The 19,841-nt window shown below is 44.9% G+C and carries 20 protein-coding genes; 18 read left to right on the forward strand and 2 right to left on the reverse strand.

What is annotated here, in order from left to right:
* Positions 1 to 48: 48 nt before the first annotated feature.
* Positions 49 to 954 (reverse strand): DUF72 domain-containing protein, encoded by a 906-nt coding sequence (locus MSG35_RS20775; protein WP_248384921.1) that lies wholly within the window; start codon positions 952 to 954, stop codon positions 49 to 51.
* Between the two features lie 280 nt (positions 955 to 1,234).
* Here MSG35_RS20775 and aspS point away from each other — a divergent pair, with 280 nt between their 5' ends.
* From aspS to MSG35_RS20865, 18 genes are all read left to right on the forward strand, one after another.
* Positions 1,235 to 3,013, forward strand: coding sequence for an aspartate--tRNA ligase (gene aspS / locus MSG35_RS20780; RefSeq protein WP_248384922.1), 1,779 nt, complete (start codon positions 1,235 to 1,237; stop codon positions 3,011 to 3,013).
* A gap of 171 nt (positions 3,014 to 3,184) precedes the next feature.
* Positions 3,185 to 3,706 carry a crossover junction endodeoxyribonuclease RuvC gene (gene ruvC, locus MSG35_RS20785; protein WP_004736470.1) on the forward strand — a complete coding sequence of 174 codons (522 nt, stop codon included), beginning with the start codon at positions 3,185 to 3,187 and terminating at the stop codon, positions 3,704 to 3,706.
* A 196-nt stretch (positions 3,707 to 3,902) separates the two neighbouring features.
* A complete protein-coding gene (locus MSG35_RS20790) occupies positions 3,903 to 5,363 on the forward strand; it encodes a methyl-accepting chemotaxis protein (protein ID WP_248384923.1) in 1,461 nt (486 codons plus the stop codon).
* 92 nt (positions 5,364 to 5,455) lie between these two features.
* Positions 5,456 to 6,067, forward strand: a complete 612-nt coding sequence (gene ruvA, locus MSG35_RS20795; RefSeq protein WP_017062079.1) for a Holliday junction branch migration protein RuvA — start codon at positions 5,456 to 5,458, stop codon at positions 6,065 to 6,067.
* A 103-nt stretch (positions 6,068 to 6,170) separates the two neighbouring features.
* The gene (gene ruvB / locus MSG35_RS20800; protein ID WP_017062078.1) at positions 6,171 to 7,187 is read left to right on the forward strand and encodes a Holliday junction branch migration DNA helicase RuvB; all 1,017 of its coding nucleotides are present in this window, start codon (positions 6,171 to 6,173) and stop codon (positions 7,185 to 7,187) included.
* Between the two features lie 552 nt (positions 7,188 to 7,739).
* A complete protein-coding gene (gene cydA / locus MSG35_RS20805; protein WP_061032863.1) occupies positions 7,740 to 9,326 on the forward strand; it encodes a cytochrome ubiquinol oxidase subunit I in 1,587 nt (528 codons plus the stop codon).
* A gap of 14 nt (positions 9,327 to 9,340) precedes the next feature.
* The gene (gene cydB, locus MSG35_RS20810; protein ID WP_019821033.1) at positions 9,341 to 10,477 is read left to right on the forward strand and encodes a cytochrome d ubiquinol oxidase subunit II; all 1,137 of its coding nucleotides are present in this window, start codon (positions 9,341 to 9,343) and stop codon (positions 10,475 to 10,477) included.
* Between the two features lie 31 nt (positions 10,478 to 10,508).
* Complete coding sequence (cydX, locus tag MSG35_RS20815; RefSeq protein ID WP_000270284.1) at positions 10,509 to 10,616, forward strand: cytochrome bd-I oxidase subunit CydX; 108 nt, start codon at positions 10,509 to 10,511, stop codon at positions 10,614 to 10,616.
* Positions 10,609 to 10,911, forward strand: a complete 303-nt coding sequence (gene ybgE / locus MSG35_RS20820) for a cyd operon protein YbgE (protein ID WP_017067532.1) — start codon at positions 10,609 to 10,611, stop codon at positions 10,909 to 10,911. Before cydX ends, ybgE begins: the two co-directional genes overlap by 8 nt.
* Before the next feature lie 172 nt (positions 10,912 to 11,083).
* Positions 11,084 to 11,521, forward strand: a complete 438-nt coding sequence (ybgC, locus tag MSG35_RS20825; RefSeq protein ID WP_017067533.1) for a tol-pal system-associated acyl-CoA thioesterase — start codon at positions 11,084 to 11,086, stop codon at positions 11,519 to 11,521.
* Entirely contained in the window at positions 11,511 to 12,194 is a 684-nt protein-coding gene (gene tolQ / locus MSG35_RS20830; protein ID WP_017062073.1) for a protein TolQ, read from the forward strand. Before ybgC ends, tolQ begins: the two co-directional genes overlap by 11 nt.
* A gap of 3 nt (positions 12,195 to 12,197) precedes the next feature.
* Positions 12,198 to 12,641, forward strand: a complete 444-nt coding sequence (gene tolR / locus MSG35_RS20835) for a protein TolR (RefSeq protein ID WP_017062072.1) — start codon at positions 12,198 to 12,200, stop codon at positions 12,639 to 12,641.
* Positions 12,642 to 12,654: 13 nt separating this feature from the next.
* Positions 12,655 to 13,722 (forward strand): cell envelope integrity protein TolA, encoded by a 1,068-nt coding sequence (gene tolA, locus MSG35_RS20840; RefSeq protein ID WP_248384924.1) that lies wholly within the window; start codon positions 12,655 to 12,657, stop codon positions 13,720 to 13,722.
* A 12-nt stretch (positions 13,723 to 13,734) separates the two neighbouring features.
* Complete coding sequence (gene tolB, locus MSG35_RS20845) at positions 13,735 to 15,087, forward strand: Tol-Pal system beta propeller repeat protein TolB (protein WP_048659648.1); 1,353 nt, start codon at positions 13,735 to 13,737, stop codon at positions 15,085 to 15,087.
* 113 nt (positions 15,088 to 15,200) lie between these two features.
* On the forward strand, positions 15,201 to 15,743 hold the full coding sequence (gene pal, locus MSG35_RS20850; protein ID WP_017062069.1) for a peptidoglycan-associated lipoprotein Pal: 543 nt from the start codon (positions 15,201 to 15,203) through the stop codon (positions 15,741 to 15,743).
* A gap of 33 nt (positions 15,744 to 15,776) precedes the next feature.
* Complete coding sequence (ybgF, locus tag MSG35_RS20855; protein WP_248384925.1) at positions 15,777 to 16,565, forward strand: tol-pal system protein YbgF; 789 nt, start codon at positions 15,777 to 15,779, stop codon at positions 16,563 to 16,565.
* 210 nt (positions 16,566 to 16,775) lie between these two features.
* A complete protein-coding gene (gene nadA, locus MSG35_RS20860) occupies positions 16,776 to 17,837 on the forward strand; it encodes a quinolinate synthase NadA (RefSeq protein ID WP_017062067.1) in 1,062 nt (353 codons plus the stop codon).
* Between the two features lie 172 nt (positions 17,838 to 18,009).
* Positions 18,010 to 19,041 (forward strand): potassium channel family protein, encoded by a 1,032-nt coding sequence (locus MSG35_RS20865; RefSeq protein WP_248384926.1) that lies wholly within the window; start codon positions 18,010 to 18,012, stop codon positions 19,039 to 19,041.
* Between the two features lie 75 nt (positions 19,042 to 19,116).
* Here MSG35_RS20865 and MSG35_RS20870 read toward each other — a convergent pair whose 3' ends face one another.
* A complete protein-coding gene (locus MSG35_RS20870) occupies positions 19,117 to 19,686 on the reverse strand; it encodes a UPF0149 family protein (protein WP_248384927.1) in 570 nt (189 codons plus the stop codon).
* Positions 19,687 to 19,841: the final 155 nt, after the last annotated feature.

Raw genomic sequence — 19,841 nt, forward strand, 5'->3', positions numbered from 1 at the left:
GAAAACTGAGATTTAGCTCAAGGTTCGAAGTTACTTATAAGTGAGAGGTTAAAACATCGAGATTTGGTGATTGCCTTTTTGAGCCGGAAACTGAGCCAGATCGGGAAGTAATAATGATGTATTTTCAGACACTTGCTTTTGTAGCCTCTTATAAATAGCAATCGCAAGTTCAGGTGCGTGGTTATTGTCTGGGGTGTGGATCATTAAATAGGGCTGCTTGCCTTCATTAAGCCAGTTTGGGATTTTGGTAAACCAAGGCTTAAAAAACTCAATATTAGGTTCTTGGTCTGGGTGACCAATAAATCGAATCATCGGGTTATTGGCGGTCGCAATTGCATGAACAGGAACACGCGGTTTTTTCTGATGCGCATCGATCACCGCTTCTGTGGTGGGTGGCGCAGAGAAAACGGGGCGGCTGTCCATAATGATGCGATTGATGCCTTCCTCAACCAGCCATTGGTTGAAGCGTTTTTCCGCATCGCCCTTATCAAAGAAACCCAAGTGTCGAACTTCGACGCCAAGCTTCATATCTTTTGGGAACAAGGTGCAAAACTTTTGTAGGGCAGGCAGCATGCTGGGCTCAAAACTGTGCGGCAGCTGAATCGTCCATTGGCCAATGCGGTCGTGCAGTGGCGACATGGTCATCAAGAACTCTTTGAGCTCTGCTTGGCAGTGTCTGAGTTGCTGCTGGTGGGTGATGAATTTGGGCAATTTGAAGGTGAACTTGAAATCATCGTGACTGGCGGCTTTCCAATTATGAACGGTAGACATACTTGGCGTAGCGTAAAAGGTCGTGTTGCCCTCGACGGTATGAAAAACTTGCGTGTACTTTTCTAAGCGTTCAGCAGGCTTGGTTCCCTTGCCATAGAACTGACTTTGCCACTCAGAGTGAGACCACATGGTTAATCCAAGTCTTAGAGGTAAAGTGTCCAGCGTTTTTGCACCATTAGTCATCACATTACTGCTTTTAATCGAAATGAAAATCTACTTTACGAGAGTTTTGCTGATTAAGGTACTTTCGAGATATAATTATCGCAATTTTTTCGGTTTTGATGAATCTTTGCGCACTTGATGGGCTAAAAAGCAGCAAAGCCAGATAAAACACAATAAATTCGAATGTGGAAGGTCGATTTTAAGCGAGTTTCCGCGTATAAATGTTCCTTTGCTCTGTTGTGTGGAATGACCACTGACAGCTTGGAAACTAGTAAATAATTAAGAGATTGGGAAATTCATTATGCGTACCCATTACTGTGGTAACCTGAACAAGTCCCTGGCGGGACAAACTGTAGAATTGTGCGGCTGGGTAAACCGTCGCCGTGATTTAGGCGGTCTTATCTTTATTGATATGCGTGATCGTGAAGGCATCGTTCAGGTTGTTGTCGATCCAGATATGAAAGATATCTTCCCGATCGCTAACCAACTGCGTAATGAATTCTGTATCAAGTTTACTGGTGAAGTACGTGTTCGTCCGGACAGCCAAGTAAATAAAGACATGGCTACTGGTGAAGTAGAACTTTACGCGACTGGTCTAGAGATCATCAACCGTTCAGAAGCGCTTCCACTAGACTTCAACCAAACGAACTCTGAAGAGCAGCGTCTTAAGTACCGTTACATCGACCTTCGTCGTCCAGAAATGAGTGACCGTATCAAGCTTCGTGCACGTGCTTCTAGCTTCGTTCGTCGTTTCCTTGATGAGAACCTATTCCTAGACATCGAAACGCCAGTACTAACGAAAGCGACACCAGAAGGTGCTCGTGACTACCTAGTACCAAGCCGTGTTCACAAAGGTAGCTTCTACGCACTTCCTCAATCTCCTCAGCTGTTCAAGCAACTGCTGATGATGTCTGGTTTTGACCGTTACTACCAAATCGTTAAATGTTTCCGTGATGAAGATTTACGTGCTGACCGTCAGCCTGAATTTACTCAAATCGATATCGAAACATCTTTCATGACTTCTCAAGAAGTACGTAACGTGACTGAGAAGCTTGTTCACGATATGTGGAAAGAACTTCTAGACGTTGAACTAGGTCAATTCCCAGTAATGCCTTTCTCTGAAGCGATTCGTCGTTTCGGTTCTGATAAGCCAGATCTACGTAATCCACTAGAGCTAGTTGACGTTGCTGACTTGGTTAAAGACGTTGAGTTCAAAGTATTCTCTGGCCCAGCTAACGACGAAAAAGGTCGCGTAGCGGTTATCCGTGTACCAGGTGGTGCTAAGCTAACTCGTAAGCAAATCGACGGTTACGCTGAACACGTAAACATCTACGGCGCGAAAGGCCTAGCTTGGATGAAGGTTAACGACCGTGCTGCAGGCATGGAAGGTATTCAATCTCCAGTGGCTAAATTCCTAAGCGAAGACGTCATCAACGGTATTTTAGACCGCACTCAAGCTGAATCTGGCGATATCATTCTGTTCGGCGCAGACAAAGCGGGCATCGTTGCTGAAGCAATGGGCGCACTTCGTCTTAAACTCGGTACTGATCTAGAGCTAACAGACACATCTGCATGGGCTCCACTGTGGGTTGTTGACTTCCCAATGTTCGAAGAAGACGGCGAAGGTAACCTACACGCAATGCACCACCCATTCACATCGCCACTAGGTGTGAACGCGGACGAGCTTAAAGCGAACCCAGCAGCAGCAAACTCTGATGCATACGACATGGTAATCAACGGCTACGAAGTTGGCGGCGGTTCTGTGCGTATTCACAACGCAGAAATGCAAACAGCGGTATTCGGTATCCTAGGTATCGAAGCACAAGAGCAACAAGAGAAGTTCGGTTTCCTTCTTGAAGCGCTTAAGTACGGCACGCCACCTCACGCAGGTCTAGCATTCGGTCTTGACCGTCTAGCAATGCTGCTTTGTGGTACTGAGAACATCCGTGACGTTATCGCATTCCCGAAAACAACAGCTGCAGCATGTCTACTAACAGACGCGCCAAGCCTAGCGAACCCAGCATCACTGGAAGAGCTAGCAATCGCCGTTAAATTGGCAGAGAAAAAAGAGCAAGCGTAAGCCTGTTATCTTTTCTTGTTGATGAAGAGCTCCTACTTGATAGAGAGCTCTTAATTAATTAGCCAAGACTTGCCAGTAAATTAGAAAATGCCCGTTAATTTGACGGGCATTTTTTTTTGCGTTCGATATACTAAGCTCATAAAGCATGTATAAATAATCAGTATTGAAGTTATGTCTATTATCTTAGGGATTGACCCTGGCTCGCGTATTACCGGCTATGGCGTGATTCGTCAAAATGGTCGCCATCTATATTACTTAGGTAGCGGTTGTATCCGCACCTCTGAAAAAGAATTGCCGGGCCGACTCAAACAAATCTACGCCGGTGTGAGCGAAATCATCACTCAGTTTCAGCCGGATGTGTTTGCGATAGAGCAGGTCTTCATGGCTAAGAATGCAGATTCTGCACTCAAGCTGGGACAAGCGCGTGGCAGTGCGATAGTGGCAGCGGTAAATGCTGATCTGCCCGTTCATGAATATGCGGCTCGTCTAATCAAACAAGCGGTGACAGGCAATGGTGGTGCAGATAAGTCGATGGTTCAGAACATGGTGATGAGCATGCTTAAGTTGCCTGCTAAACCACAGGCCGATGCTGCGGATGCTCTAGGCGTAGCGATCACTCATGCCAACACCAATAAAACCTTGGTTGCGCTGGCAGGTAAAGCGACAGGCGCGAGAAAAGGGCGCTACCGTTAATCCCATCCCTCTATTTTCTGAAAGCTTGCATTACTTGAGCCTGACGCCTCGTTTGGCTCATATCAAAACAATACGCCCCTAAATCCTTGATGAAATGAGATCTTTCGAACAGAACCCAGATAATAACATTGCGTATCATTTAACATGTTATTAACATTGGTCGGAGGTCTTACAAGTTAATCAAGGATGATCACTGATGAACCCAATCAAGCTGTGGCGCGCGCTGTTTCTACCCAAAAGCAATGGATGGAATAGCAACGAAGTCAGACAAGCGGATATCTTATTACTCTTCACTTTTATCGCATTCTTCGTGGGTGTCTACAGCCTCATCAAGTGGACCAAGCATGAAGAGCAACTGCTGATTGCCACTTCCATATTTCTTATCGCCTTTGAATTAGTCTCTGCATTGATATTACGCATTACCCGCAAGCCTAGCTTGGCATTGAACTTTGGCTTTGTTGGCATGGCGGTGCACGCCCTGAATATCATCTATCAAAGCGGTGGTGTGGTTGAGTCTACTCAGGCTTATTGGGTGCCGTTGTTAGTGGTTGCTTTTTTTCTGTCAGGAACTCGAATTGTCGCCCTTGTATGGAGTGGGTTAGTGATTGGCGTTTCTTTGGTGATGACTTCAGCTCATCTTGATGGTTTTGAATTTCCGCAGTTAGTACTTACTCCGGAAGCGGTGGTGGTTGAGACGTGGTCTGGTGTGATCATGCCGCTGGTGGTGATTTGCATTGCTCAAGCGTTTACCGCTAAGCAAAAAGAGGTGGCGATTGAAATGGCAGAAGATGCGATTTCGGAAAGCCAACAGATTGCCAATCAAGCGACGCAAAGCGAAGGTCGACTTTCCATTGTCCTTGACCAAGCGAACTCAAACTCTGAAAGCTTACAGGGCGTATCTGTCCATTTAGACCAGCAGTCTCAAGACCTGCATGCTCAAGTTGAAGTGTTGAACATCAATTGCGAATCTCAGGCGAGTGCAGCAGAACAGATGAGCCAGCAACTGCATCAAATGACTCAAGGCATCGAGGAATCCAATTCATTTGTGGGTGAACTGAAAGAGCGCAGTGAAGCCGTCGGAACGAAAGCACAGAAGAGCTCAGAATCACTAGAAGCCTCAACCAGTGCAATCAGCCAGATTATTCAAAGTAATCAAGAAATCATGAAAGTCGCGGACTTGATTACCTCGGTTGCCGAGCAAACCAACCTATTAGCACTCAATGCAGCTATAGAAGCGGCTCGTGCCGGTGAGCAAGGGCGAGGCTTTGCGGTAGTTGCTGACCAAGTGAGAGAGCTATCGGCGAAAAGTAGTCACTCCGCGATAGAAATTCGAACCTTACTAGACCGAAGTAAAGAAGAAGTGGAGCATGGCAGAGCAATCATTGAAACCACGGCGAATGAAATGAACGGCATTATCTCCGAGGTGCAAACCATCTCGACCGATGTTAATCAGCTCACCAATATTATGGCGATGCAGATGAGCTCATTGAAAGAACTCGATCTCGCCAGTTCAGAAGTGGCGCAGAGCGTTGCAGAAACCAAATCCGTGTCAGGTTTAGTCGCTAATTATGGTTCTGAACTGACCGGGCATGTCACCTCAGTAAAAGAACTGGTCGAAAGCTTAAACAGCGTGGTTTCCCAAGCTAAGCAAGCTTAAATAAATCATCCTAATAAACACAAAGAACTGGATAAGCATCCAGTTCTTTTATATTCTGTCCCTCAAATTATATTCCATCAAGAGAGTGAATTGTGATCGGACGTCTACGCGGTACATTAATAGAAAAACAGCCACCAGAATTACTAATCGAAGTGAGTGGCGTTGGCTATGAAGTTCAAATGCCAATGAGCTGTTTTTACGAATTACCAAACGTGGGCGAAGAGGCAATCATCTACACGCACTTTGTTGTACGTGAAGATGCGCAGCTACTTTATGGTTTTAACACGGTTAAAGAGCGTGCGCTGTTCCGTGAAGTCATTAAAGCGAATGGTGTTGGTCCTAAGCTTGGCCTTGGCATTCTTTCAGGCATGACGGCTAGCCAGTTTGTTCAAAGTGTTGAACGTGAAGACATCTCTACGCTGGTTAAACTTCCGGGTGTGGGTAAGAAAACTGCAGAACGTCTGGTTGTTGAAATGAAAGACCGCCTGAAAGGGTGGGGCGCGGGTGACCTATTTACTCCGGCGACAGATGCAGCTCCGATTGATTCTATGCCAACCGTTCACGACGCGGAAGAAGAAGCGGTAAGTGCACTACTTGCATTAGGCTACAAGCCGACTCAAGCTTCTAAGGTGGTTTCTCAAGTGGCTAAAGATGGCATGACCAGCGAACAGTTGATTCGCGAAGCTCTGAAATCGATGGTTTAATACTCAATATACTTGTTCGACAAAATAGACTCATTCACTTTGCCTTTACACAGAGTCAAGAAGCGCAGAGTCAACAAGAGCATAGTTAGGAATAGCAGAATTTATGATTGAAGCCGATCGCCTTATTGCACCGGATAACCCAGTATTCAAAGATGAAGATGTCATTGATCGCGCGATACGACCGAAAGCATTAGCCGACTATCAAGGTCAGGATCACGTTCGTGGTCAGATGGAAATCTTCATCAAAGCAGCTCAACTTCGTAATGAGGCGCTCGATCATCTTTTGATATTTGGTCCTCCAGGCTTGGGTAAAACCACCTTAGCGAACATCGTTGCCAATGAAATGGACGTTAACATTCGCACTACTTCAGGGCCTGTATTAGAGAAAGCAGGTGATTTGGCGGCATTGCTGACTAACCTTGAAGAAAATGATGTGCTGTTCATCGATGAGATCCACCGTTTAAGCCCTGTGGTTGAAGAGGTGTTGTATCCAGCGATGGAAGATTACCAACTGGACATCATGATTGGTGAAGGCCCAGCAGCGCGCTCAATTAAGATCGACCTTCCACCGTTTACCCTGATTGGCGCGACCACTCGTGCTGGTTCTCTGACGTCTCCGCTGCGTGACCGTTTTGGTATTACTCAGCGTCTTGAGTACTACAAAGTTGAAGACCTGCAAAACATCGTTCAGCGCAGTGCCGATTGCTTAGGTTTATCTATGGAGTCTGAAGGCGCATTGGAAGTTGCTCGTCGTGCTCGTGGTACACCTCGTATTGCTAACCGTTTACTGCGCCGTGTACGCGACTATGCGGAAGTGAAAGGGGATGGCCATATTTGTCCAGAGGTTGCCGATAAAGCGCTTAACATGTTGGATGTCGATGCTAAAGGTTTCGACTACATGGATAGAAAGCTTCTACTCGCAATTATGGAGAAGTTTGGTGGTGGTCCAGTAGGTATCGACAACATGGCAGCCGCGATTGGTGAAGAGAGAGACACCATTGAAGATGTGTTAGAGCCTTACTTGATACAACAAGGTTATCTACAAAGAACGCCAAGAGGTCGAATTGCGACCGACAGAGCGTATTTACACTTCGGAATAGATAAACCGTCTAATCGCTAAATTATTCATTTTTAAAGATCCCAGTTGCATAAGCGCTGGGATTTTTTGCTTTTTACTGAATAACAACTCTTTGAGCGAGTCGATAAAAAGATTGAATAGCGGCCTTCAAAAATGAAAACTTTGATTTCAGGTTTGATTTGGCTAACAAAAAATGAAATAAACTGTCATATTTTTTGTTAATACTTTATAGGTATTTGTAGTTCGTATGTTGAGGCGGTGATGAGCTTTTGTCAAAGATATCATACGCTGTTATTAACAGAGGCTAAATTGGTGTGATTTTAATCATGATTGTTCAAAAATAACTCTAATTTGCTCGAATAAAATTGATACAAATCAACGCAAGGTTCTCCTATAAACCTTTTGAAACATACTGATTTTACCAGTAATATTAGCGCCAGCTATATTAGCTCATGCTTAACAATAATCTAACTATAACGGTACGTTTTTGCTACAAATTTCAATTTGTAATAACAATTGCACAAATTGTTTTAACATGGATTTTTGCGGTGAATAATCACACAAGTGTCATTCAGCCGACACAAAGGAGTTACCATGATTGATGTTGTTGATCTGTCGCGATTGCAATTTGCATTTACAGCGATGTATCACTTCCTATTTGTTCCACTGACACTAGGTATGGCATTTCTACTTGCCATTATGGAGTCAGTTTATGTAATGACTGGCAAGCAAATTTACAAGGACATGACTAAGTTCTGGGGTAAATTGTTTGGTATTAACTTTGCTCTTGGTGTAGCGACAGGCTTAACCATGGAGTTCCAGTTTGGTACTAACTGGTCTTACTATTCTCACTATGTTGGCGACATCTTTGGTGCTCCGCTAGCTATCGAAGCGCTTGTTGCATTCTTCCTAGAGTCTACTTTTGTTGGCCTTTTCTTCTTCGGTTGGGACAGACTGTCAAAGCGTCAGCACTTAGCGGTAACTTGGTTAGTAGCACTAGGCTCTAACTTCTCAGCGCTTTGGATCTTGGTAGCAAACGGCTGGATGCAAAACCCAGTGGGTGCGGAATTTAACTTTGAAACTATGCGTATGGAAATGGTGAGCTTCGCTGAAGTTGTACTAAACCCAGTAGCGCAAGTTAAATTCGTACACACAGTAGCGTCTGGTTACACAACGGGTGCGATGTTCATCCTTGGTATCAGCTCATACTACATTCTTAAAGGTCGTGACCTTGCCTTTGCTCGCCGCTCTTTTGCGATTGCAGCATCTTTCGGTATGGCGGCGATCTTGTCAGTAATCGTACTAGGTGACGAATCTGGTTACGAGCTTGGTGAAGTTCAAAAAGTGAAGCTAGCTGCGGTAGAAGCAGAGTGGCACACAGAAGAAGCTCCAGCAGCATTTACTGTTTTTGGTATTCCGAATCAAGAAACAATGGATACTGACTACGCAATTAAGATCCCTTACGTGATGGGTATTATTGCAACGCGTTCTCTTGATAAAGAAGTAACGGGTCTACGTGACCTACGTGATGACCACGTTGATCGTATCCGTACAGGTATGTACGCATACGAACTACTTGAGAAACTGCGTGCAGGCGATAAGTCTGAAGAAAACATGGCAGCTTTCGATGAAGTGAAAGGTGACCTAGGTTACGGTCTACTTCTTAAGCGCTACACAGACAACGTTGTTGACGCAACAGAAGACCAAATCCAAATGGCTGCGGATGATTCTATCCCAACAGTTTGGCCTCTATTCTGGTCATTCCGTCTGATGGTTGCTTGTGGCTTCATCATGCTGTTTGTATTCGGTGCGGCGTTTGTTCAAACATGTCGTCAGAAGATCGAACAGAAACCATGGGTACTTAAAGCTGCACTATTCTCAATCCCACTACCTTGGATTGCGATTGAAGCTGGTTGGTTCGTTGCTGAGTTTGGTCGTCAACCATGGGCGGTTGGTGAAATCCTACCGGTTAACGTTGCTGCATCAGCACTAACTATTGAACAGCTTTGGACTTCTCTATTCGCTATCCTGGCATTGTACACAGTGTTCTTGATTGCTGAAGTTTACCTAATGCTGAAATTCGCACGTAAAGGTCCAAGTAGCTTGAAGACAGGCCGTTACCACTTCGAACAAAACGATAACTCTGTTGAAGACAAAGTTAGCCGTTCAGTTGAAGTATAAGTGAGGGAATATTAATGTTTGATTACGAAAGCTTACGACTCATTTGGTGGGTATTGATCGGTGTTCTACTGGTTGGTTTCGCCGTAACTGATGGCTTTGATATGGGTGTTGCCGCTCTGTCACCTGTTATCGGTAAGAGCGACACTGAACGTCGTATTATGCTAAACACGATTGCCCCTCACTGGGATGGTAACCAAGTTTGGCTTATCACTGCGGGTGGTGCATTGTTTGCTGCATGGCCACTGGTTTACGCGACGTCTTTCTCTGGTTTTTACTTCGCAATGTACGTAACGCTAGCTGCACTTTGGTTACGTCCACTTGCTCTTGACTACCGTTCAAAGATCGAAGATCCAAAATGGCGCAAAACTTGGGACTACGCACTTTGCTTTAGTGGCGCAGTACCACCAATCATTTTCGGTGTGGCATTTGGTAACCTACTACAAGGTGTTCCATTTGAACTGAACGAATTTATGATGTCTAAGTACCATGGTACGTTCTTCGCTCTGCTTAACCCATTTGCATTGCTTTGTGGTGTGTTGGCTCTGATGTTGTTCGTGATGCAAGGTGCAACATGGCTTCAAATGAAGACAACAGAAGAGCTGCACGCTCGTGCTCGTAACGTTGCTCAGATCACTGGCCTAATTGCTATTGCTCTATTCGTTATTGGTGGTTTCTGGGTTCAATCTATCGAAGGCTATGTAATTACGAGCACTATCGATACGTTTGCTGACTCAAACCCACTAAACAAAGAAGTATCACTTCAAGTGGGTGCTTGGATGACAAACTTCGAAACTTATCCAGCAATGTGGGCTGCGCCGATCCTTGGTGTAGCAATGCCACTGCTTGCTGTGATTGCATCTCGCTTTGAGCGTGGTGGTTTCGCATTCTTGTTCTCAAGCCTATCTAACGCTGGTGTTATTTTAACGGCTGGTTTTGCAATGTTCCCATTCGTAATGCCATCAAGCCTGAATCCTAACCAAAGCTTGACTATGTGGGATTCAACAGCGAGTGAGCTAACGCTTGGTCTTATGACTGTCGTTGCGGCGGTAATGGTTCCTGTGATTCTTGGCTACACAACTTGGACATACTACAAAATGTTCGGTCGTCTAGATAAGAAACACATCGAAGATAACGACGTTTCAGCTTACTAAGCTAGAAGTGAAATAACTTAGGAGAAATTTTATGTGGTATTTCGCATGGATTTTGGGTGTACTTCTAGCATGTGCATTCGGCATCATCAATGCTCTATGGCTAGAGCATTCAGAAATGATGGACAAAGACAGTGAGTAATCTCGCAGAGCAAATCGCTAAGCTGCATCAACCAATGGATAAGACTCTGCTTAGAGCCTTATCCCTAGTATTGGGTTTCATGCATGTGGGTTTAGTGATGTGGGATCCTGAAGCGTATGCGACAAGCATCGGTGGCTTTAACGCGATCATCGGACCAATGTTCATTTGGGCAGTATGCTCAAGCATGGTTTACGGTATCGGATTTAAGCCAAGAGCTTGGATGTGGCAGCTACTGTTTAGCCCATATGTTTCACTCACAATTTTGCTCTACCTAACGACGCTGCGCCTTCTATAAAAGGCAAAGGATTTAGGTTCATAACAACGTGAACCTTTATACTTGTTGGGTTTTTAGCCAAAAAGAGGTCATCTTATACAGATGGCCTTTTTTTTCGTCTCTCAAATCAAAAAATTCACAGCGATATACTATTAATGATAAGGAGTTAGGTTATAGTGAGATCTTTATCGTTTTGGATTGTGGTATCAAATTGCAGGGATTATCTAAGCCATTTACGTGGCCAGTGACAGTGTATTACGAAGACACCGATGCGGGTGGCGTTGTATACCATTCAAACTATCTTAAGTTTTTCGAACGCGCTCGAACTGAGATGCTGCGCTCAATTGGCGTTTCTCAGCAAGTATTGTTAGAACAAAACATCGGTTTTGTAGTCCGACATATGGACATTGATTTTATTCAAGGCGCGCGTCTTGATGATTCTTTACAAGTCATTACAAATATTTACGAGTTGAAGCGAGCTACCTTGGTCTTCTGTCAAGAGATCGTAAATCCTGATGGCAAAGCATTGTGTAAAGCAATGGTTAAGGTAGCATGTATCGACAATCAAAAAATGAAACCAAAGGCAATGCCAACATTTATTCTTACGGAGCTAACGAATAGTGACTGCTGAAATCTCAATCTTAGGCCTAATTTTAGAAGCTAGTTTACTAGTTAAGATGGTCATGCTGACTCTTATGGGCATGTCTGTTGTTTCTTGGGCGATGATCATAAAAAGAAGTAAAGTGTTATCTCAAGCTTCTAAACAAACAGAAGTGTTTGAAGACAAATTTTGGTCAGGCGTTGATCTTGCAAAACTGTACCAAGAGAGCAACAAACGCAAAGACGAGCTTTCTGGAACTGAAGAAATTTTCTACGCAGGCTTTACTGAGTTCGCTCGCCTTCGTAAATCGAATGCAACATCACCTGACTTCATCATGGAAGGCACTGGCCGTGCGATGCGCGTTGCCGTTGCTCGTGAAGTCGATGAACTAGAAACTAACTTACCTTTCTTGGCGACTGTTGGCTCTATCAGCCCATACATCGGCCTATTTGGTACGGTTTGGGGCATCATGCACTCATTCATCGCACTCGGTGAAGTGAAGCAAGCGACGCTCGCAATGGTTGCCCCTGGTATTGCAGAAGCACTGATCGCAACAGCAATGGGCCTATTCGCTGCGATTCCTGCAGTAATGGCGTACAACCGCTTCAGCAGCCGAGTAGGCAAGCTAGAGCACAACTACGCGACTTTCTCTGAAGAGTTTCACAGTATTCTTCACCGTCAAGCGATGGCTGGCAGGGAATAATAGATGGCTGGATACCAACCTAAAAAACGCAAAATGACAGCAGAGATTAACGTTGTACCTTACATCGACGTTATGCTTGTTTTGCTGATCATTTTTATGGTGACTTCGCCGTTTGTTACTCAAGGCGTTGACGTTGAACTGCCTCAGGCTTCAACGGCTAAATCGGCACAAGACCTACTGGGTGACGACAACGCAAGTTTCATCATCGTTGAAGTGAACAAAGACGGTGAACTTGGTTTGAGCGTTAATGACGAAGAAGTACAGCGTGGCTTATCTATGGAAGATATTATCGTCCGTGTGAAAGCCGAGTTGTCTCTGAAGCCAAACTCTCCAGTGGCGGTTGGTGGTGATGCCGCAACGCCATACGCTGAAGTGGTTTTATTACTTGATGAATTAAGCCGTGCAGGTGTGCCAAAGGTTGGCCTTTTAACGGATATAAGGGAATAGCTCCGTAGCATTCATGAAAGCGAATAATAAAAAATCCAATAATTTCAGATCACCGCTTCTTATTTCTCTTGGGCTGCACGTCATTTTATTCGTTGCGCTCATTTGGGGAGCGGATTTCACGATGTCAGAGCCAAAGCCTACAGGGCAGATGGTTCAAGCAGTGGTGATTGATCCTCAGTTGGTTCGCCAGCAAGCTCAACAGATTCGTCAACAAAGAGAAGCGGCAAGCAAGAAAGAGCAAGAGCGTCTAGACAAACTGAGACGTGAAAGCGAACGACTTGAAAAGAATCGTAAAGCTGAAGAAGAAAATATTCGTAAGCTAAAAGAACAACAAGCGAAAGAGGCTAAAGCGACTCGTGAAGCTGAAAAGCGCCGAGTTGAGAAAGAGAAACAACGCAAAGCTGAAGAAGCGCGTTTACAGCAAGAGAAAAAGAAAGCCGCTAAAGCCGAAGCTGATCGCAAGCTGAAAGAAGCTGCGTTGGTGAAAGCCGAGAACGAGCGTAAGGCCAAAGAAGCGGCAATCGCAAAAGCTGAACAAGAACGCGTGGCAAAAGAAAAAGCCGCGAAAGAGGCAGCAGACAAAGCTCGCAAAGAGAAAGAAGCCGCTGAACGCGCTGAAAAGCAACGCATAGCGAAAGAGAAAGAAGCGGCAGCCGCAGCAGAGAAAGCCCGTAAGGCAAAAGAAGCTGCAGCTAAAGCAGAAAAAGAGCGTAAACAACAAGAAGCAGCATTGAACGATATCTTTGCTGGTCTTGAAACTGAAGCGACTCAAAACTCTTCAGCAAGACAACAATTTATTAGTGATGAGGCACAACGTTACGGGGCTATCTATACCCAATTGATTCAACAGAATCTGTTGTTAGAAGACAGCTATCGAGGACGCTCATGTCGAGTTAACCTTAAGCTGATTCCAACGGGCTCAAACGCTATTTTGGGTAGCTTAAGTATCTTAGATGGCGATAGCCGTTTATGTGCAGCAACCAAGCGTGCCGTGGCACAAGTGCAATCTTATCCATTGCCTAAAGACCCAGACATTGTGAAATCACTAAAAGACATTAACTTAACTGTATCACCAGAGTAAAAGGACGAACTTGTGTTAAAGAAACTACTACTGAGTTTTGTTTTCTTAATAGCTACAAGCAGCCAGTTTGCACATGCGGCACTGGAGCTGGTTATTACAGACGGTATTAACTCTGCACGACCTATCGCTATTGTACCTTTCCGTTGGGAAGGCGCAGAGCCATTGCCACACGATGTATCAGCAGTTATCGCTTCTGACCTACAACGCAGTGGTAAATTCAGCCCAGTTGCGACAAGCAAAATGCCTCAAACGCCTTACAGCGAAACTGAGGTGAACTTCGATGCTTGGACTAACCTAGGCGTTGATTCATTGCTAACAGGTAGCATCACTAAAAATGCCGAAGGGCAGTACGTGGTGAACTACCAATTGATCGACATTGTTCGTGGTCAGCTGACTAAAGGACAAAGCCGTGCATTAAGTGATGAAGGCCAATTGGTGCTTTCTAAAGACCACGTGTTGTTCAACAAAAAAGCAACGGTTCCTGGCAAGCGCTTGAGAGAATACGCACACCGTATTTCTGACTTAGTGTATGAAGAATTAACCGGTGAGAAAGGCGCGTTCTTAACTCGTATCTCTTACGTAGTTGTGAACGACAAAGATAAGTACCCATACCAACTTCGTGTTGCTGACTACGATGGCTTTAATGAGCGTTTAGTACTTCGTTCTAAGCAGCCTCTTATGTCTCCAGCATGGTCACCAGATGGTAAGAAACTTGCGTATGTGAGCTTCCAGAATGGCCAAGCTGAAATATTCATCATGAATATTTACACCGGTGAACGTGAGAAAGTGACGTCATACCCTCGTCACAATGGTGCGCCAAGATTCTCGCCAGATGGCAAAACATTGGCATTGGTATTGTCGAAAACAGGCAGCCTTCAGGTGTACACACTTGACCTTGCTAGCCGTAAGCTGACTCAAATTACCCGCGGCCGTTCAAATAATACTGAACCATTCTGGCACCCAGATGGCAAGTCTCTTATTTTCACATCGGATCGTGGTGGTAAACCTCAGATTTATAATGTAAATTTGTCCAATAATTCGACTTCTCGTATTACTTGGCAAGGTAGCCAAAACTTAGGTGGCCAGATCACCCCTGATGGTCGATTCCTTATCATGGTGAATCGCAGTAACTCAGGTTTTAACTTGGCTAAGCAGGATTTGGAAACCGGTGCGGTTCAGGTGCTAACAAAAACATTGTTAGATGAATCTCCAAGCATTGCGCCGAATGGAGGTATGGTTATCTATAGCTCTATTTACAACAAAACAAATGTACTATCGATGGTTTCTATCGATGGCCGTTTTAAAGCTAGATTACCGGCAACCAACGGACGCGTAAGAGCGCCGGCGTGGTCACCGTTTCTCTAGTGAATTTGATACATTCTTTTAGCTATTGATAGTGTTAACTATTGTGGCATTTAACTATCTATAGCACTCTTAGTCGCTGTAGAAACTAAGTTTGATAACGTAAGGAAAAAAAGATGCAACTTAACAAAGTTCTTAAAGGCTTGATGATTGCACTACCAGTGATGGCAGTAACGGCATGTAGCTCAACTGATGAAGCAACATCTGCAACATCTGGTACAGAAAGCAACCAAACAACTTCAGGTTCAGAAGGCAACGTAGACACAACTGTTGTAACGCCAATTGACGCTAACGGTCAACTGTCTGAGCAAGAGCTTAAAGAGCAAGCGCTACGTGAAACTCAAACAATCTACTTCGCATTCGATAACTCTACTATCGCTGGCGATTACGAAGAAATGCTAGCAGCTCACGCAGCATACCTAGTTAAGAACGTTGACATGAACGTTACTATCGAAGGTCACGCTGATGAGCGCGGTACTCCTGAGTACAACATCGCACTTGGCGAGCGTCGTGCACAAGCTGTAGCGAAATACCTACAAGCTCTAGGTGTTCAAGCTGACCAAATCTCTATCGTAAGCTACGGTGAAGAGAAGCCACTTCTTCTAGGTCAATCTGAAGATGTGTACGCTAAAAACCGTCGCGCAGTACTAGTTTACTAATTTTAGTAGACTATATAATTGAGGAATTGCCTCATGTTCAGTAACACAAAGCGAGTCATTTTGCTTTCGTTACTGGCAAGTGCAGCGAACACCGCGTTCGCTGCACCAGCTCCAGTATCCGATCTCAATAGCACCGCAACCAATTCATCATCTTCCTCTCGAGCAGCGTCTGCATCTAACGAATCAGATATTGAGCGTTTAGAACGCCTGCTTCAAAATCGCAACCTTGTTCAGCTTCAAATGCAACAGCAAATCGACGACATGGCACTGGAGATCAGTGAACTTCGTGGTGAGCTGGAACGAAATAGCTACGATATGAAGCAAATGCTAGAGCGCCAACGTGAACTGTTCATTGAACTGGATCGCGTTAGAGGCGAGGTGAAAGCAGCAGGCACCGCAACGGTAGCAGTGGCAGCGAGCGAAGGCTCTAAAGATGCTTCTGGTACGTTCAGTACTGATGTCGATGAGCAAACCGCTTATCAAAATGCTGTAGATATGATTCTAAAGCAACGAGACTACACGGGTGCGATTGCCGCATTCCAAAAGTTTCAAAAAGACTTCCCAAATTCAACCTTCACTCCTAACTCACATTACTGGTTAGGTCAGCTTTATTTCGCTAAGAAGCAAGATAAAGAAGCCGTGAAGAGCTTTGCCGCTGTTGTGTCGTACAAAGACTCAAACAAGCGAGCAGATGCACTGGTTAAGCTTGGTGACATAGCTGCGCGCAACAACAACGCGACGCAAGCTAAGAAATATTACCAACAAGTCGTGACCGAGCACCCAAACAGTGCTTCGGCAAAAGTGGCGAAAACCCACTTATAAAACAAAATAGGGGTGCTTAGGCGCCTCTTTTTTATACCTGATTACTTCCGTTTAGTGTTTACTTATCTTCTTTGTGATGCCAACACGTCGCCTTGTTTATGCGTTTTAAGCATTAGCTAGCCACTGCTTGCAACCAATCCTTTTTGATCCCAATCGCTGTCCTGTGTAGAATACTCGGATTCTCGGAAGAAGTTGCGTAGAGCAAGAGCAATGAGTCATATACTAGATAAAATCGATACAGTTTACCCGTTTCCGCCTAAGCCAGTTCCATTGAGCGACGCTCAGAAACAGGCCCATATCGCAAACATCAAAAAACTACTTCAAGAAAAAGATGCAGTTCTAATTGCACACTACTACACCGATCCTGAAATTCAGGCTCTGGCAGAAGAAACTGGTGGTTTCGTTGGCGATTCATTAGAAATGGCTAAATTCGGTAACCGTCACTCAGCAAGCACTTTGATCATCGCTGGTGTTCGTTTCATGGGTGAGTCTGCAAAGATTCTTACTCCTGAAAAACGCATTCTAATGCCAACACTTGAAGCTGAATGTTCGCTTGATCTTGGCTGTCCAGCTGACAAATTTACAGAATTTTGTGATGCTCACCCTGACCACACCGTGGTTGTATACGCGAACACCTCTGCAGCTGTGAAAGCTCGTGCAGACTGGGTTGTTACGTCGAGCATCGCTTTAGAAATCGTTGAAAGCCTAGACGCTGAAGGCAAACCCATTATTTGGGGTCCAGACCGTCACCTAGGTTCTTACATCGCAAATCAAACTGGCGCTGACATGTTACTTTGGCAAGGTGAGTGTATCGTTCATGACGAGTTCTCAGCTGATGCTTTGAAGAAAATGAAATCGGTATACCCAGAAGCGGCTATCTTGGTTCACCCAGAATCACCAGCAAGCGTGGTTGAACTGGCTGATGCTGTAGGCTCAACAAGCCAACTGATCAAGAAAGCAAAAGAGCTGCCTCATCCACAGATGATTGTTGCGACAGACAAAGGTATCTTCTTCAAGATGCAGCAATTGGTCCCTGAAAAAGAGCTGATTGAAGCGCCGACAGCGGGTGCTGGTGCAACATGTCGTAGCTGCGCACACTGTCCTTGGATGGCAATGAATGGCCTTGAAGCGATTGAAAACGCGCTTGAGAATGGTGGTGAGCAACACGAAATCTTCGTTTCTGACGAATTACGCGTTAAGTCTCTTATTCCATTGAACCGCATGCTAGATTTTGCAGAGCAGTTAAATGTGCAGGTAAAAGGTAACGCGTAAGTCGTTCTTTTATCTAACCCAAAAAACCAGCCAATAGTGCTGGTTTTTTTGTACCTGCGTATAGGCCGCCAATATCAATCTTGTGGTCATGTATCTTTTTCTGATGATACATCTTGTTGATATCAGGTATTTTTTCTAGCATGTAAGTAAGATCGAAGGATTAGAGGCTCGAATGATAATCTGGCTACAACTCAAACGCTGGATCAAAGCAAACATCTTTGTTTTGAACGGCAAAAATTTACTGTTCACTTTTCTTGGCTACATCGCTTTATCGTGGTCGATGCTGTATTTGGCGGGTGAAACAGATTTAACCAGTTCGGTTACCGTATTCGCTTACTACTTGGTGGTGACGGCTTCTACGGTTGGTTATGGTGATTTATCACCGACCACGGTAGCGGGGCAGTGGATCGTTATTCTATTTGTGATTCCAGGCGGGTTGAGCCTTTTTGCCGCATTACTCGGTAAAGTGGCAACAGAAGGTGTTGAATATTGGCGAGCGGGCTTGCTAGGAAAAAGGAGAGTTAGAGTGGACAACCACATTTTGATGTTGGGGTGGAATGAGCAAAGAACCATTCATCTCATTCGGATGCTACAACACGAAGAAACGGGTAAACGACCAATCGTGTTATGTACGCGTTCAGATATCGAGAACCCGTTACCCGGTGAAATTAACTTCGTTAAAGTAAACAGCTACACCGATGGCAAAGAGATGGAGAAAACGGGCATTGAGTCTGCAAGTTGCATCTTGATTGATAACCCAGAAGACGACATTACCCTATCTGCGGCGCTTTACTGTGCCAACCGAAATCCTAAGGCGCACCTTCTTGTTTACTTTAAAGACGAAGCGCTGAGCGATTTGTTACACAAGCATTGCCCTAACTCAGAATGTATTCCAGCGGTGGGTGCAGAGATGCTAGCAAAGGCTGCAGTAGACCCAGGATCAAGTGCGCTTCATCAAGAGTTATTGAGCTCAACAAGAGGCATGACACAGTATTCAACGTATTTCCCTGCAGACGCTGAGCCTGTCACCGTCGCGCCTATTTTCTCTGTGTTTAAAGAGAAGTATCAAGCAACGCTGATCGCCATTGATACAGGGAGTGGTATTGAACTCAACCCAGAGTTAGACCAAGTGGTCAGCAATGGCACTAAGCTGTTTTATATTGCCGATGAGCGAATTGATGACTTCGATTGGAAAGGCTTCTAAAGCGACTATTTTATTTCGTCTGAAAACTGAAAAAGGCCTCATAATGAGGCCTTTTGGCATGTATAAAGCTAACTTTTATTGAGCTTCAGCCAGTGCAATGCCACGCTGCGTTAGACCGCAAAGCATCACAGGAACCGCGTTAAAGATCTCTTCGAACTGCTCTAGGCCTTCGATGCCTTGCTCTGCAAGCGTAGCAATTGACGTTTCTGGATCGTAAAGCATGCTCAATGACAGCAGGACACCGCCAACGAGTGCGTTATCTTCGCTCTTTTCAGGCATTAGTGTTTCCCAATCGTCGCGAGCAATCTGCCAGCCTTGAAGCAAGCCTTCACAAAAATCACGAGCGGCAGTGTTCACCACTTCTTCGTCGTCTAATTGACAAGCTTCAGGCCAAACCCAAGTCCCTTCAATCAGTTCTGGGCGGGTTTTATTCCAAAGCTCGATGATAACTTCAATGTAGCTCTCTAGCTGTTCACCATCCGTAAAAGGTGCGACTTCTTCGCCACCCCATAAGAACGGTAGCCACTCATGCGGGGTTAACACATTCGGTGCCGCTGCCATTGCAGTGACAAAGCCCATTGTTTTGTGTTCTGTGATTAGCTTTCCTTCCAACTCTGGAAGCGCAAGAATATCTTGTAAAGTCAAAGTGAGGTACCGTAAAAGGGAACATATTTGCGCTTATAGTACCAATGAACTTGTGCCAATCAAGCTTCAATCTAAAAAGGCTTGATGTCATGGATGATAAACACTAGGTTTAACAGAAAAGAAAACAATAAAAGAATTATGCAGATACGGTCGTC

Origin of the sequence: Vibrio sp. 1CM23M (assembly GCF_023161755.1) — a bacterium.
Lineage (GTDB): Bacteria > Pseudomonadota > Gammaproteobacteria > Enterobacterales > Vibrionaceae > Vibrio > Vibrio coralliirubri.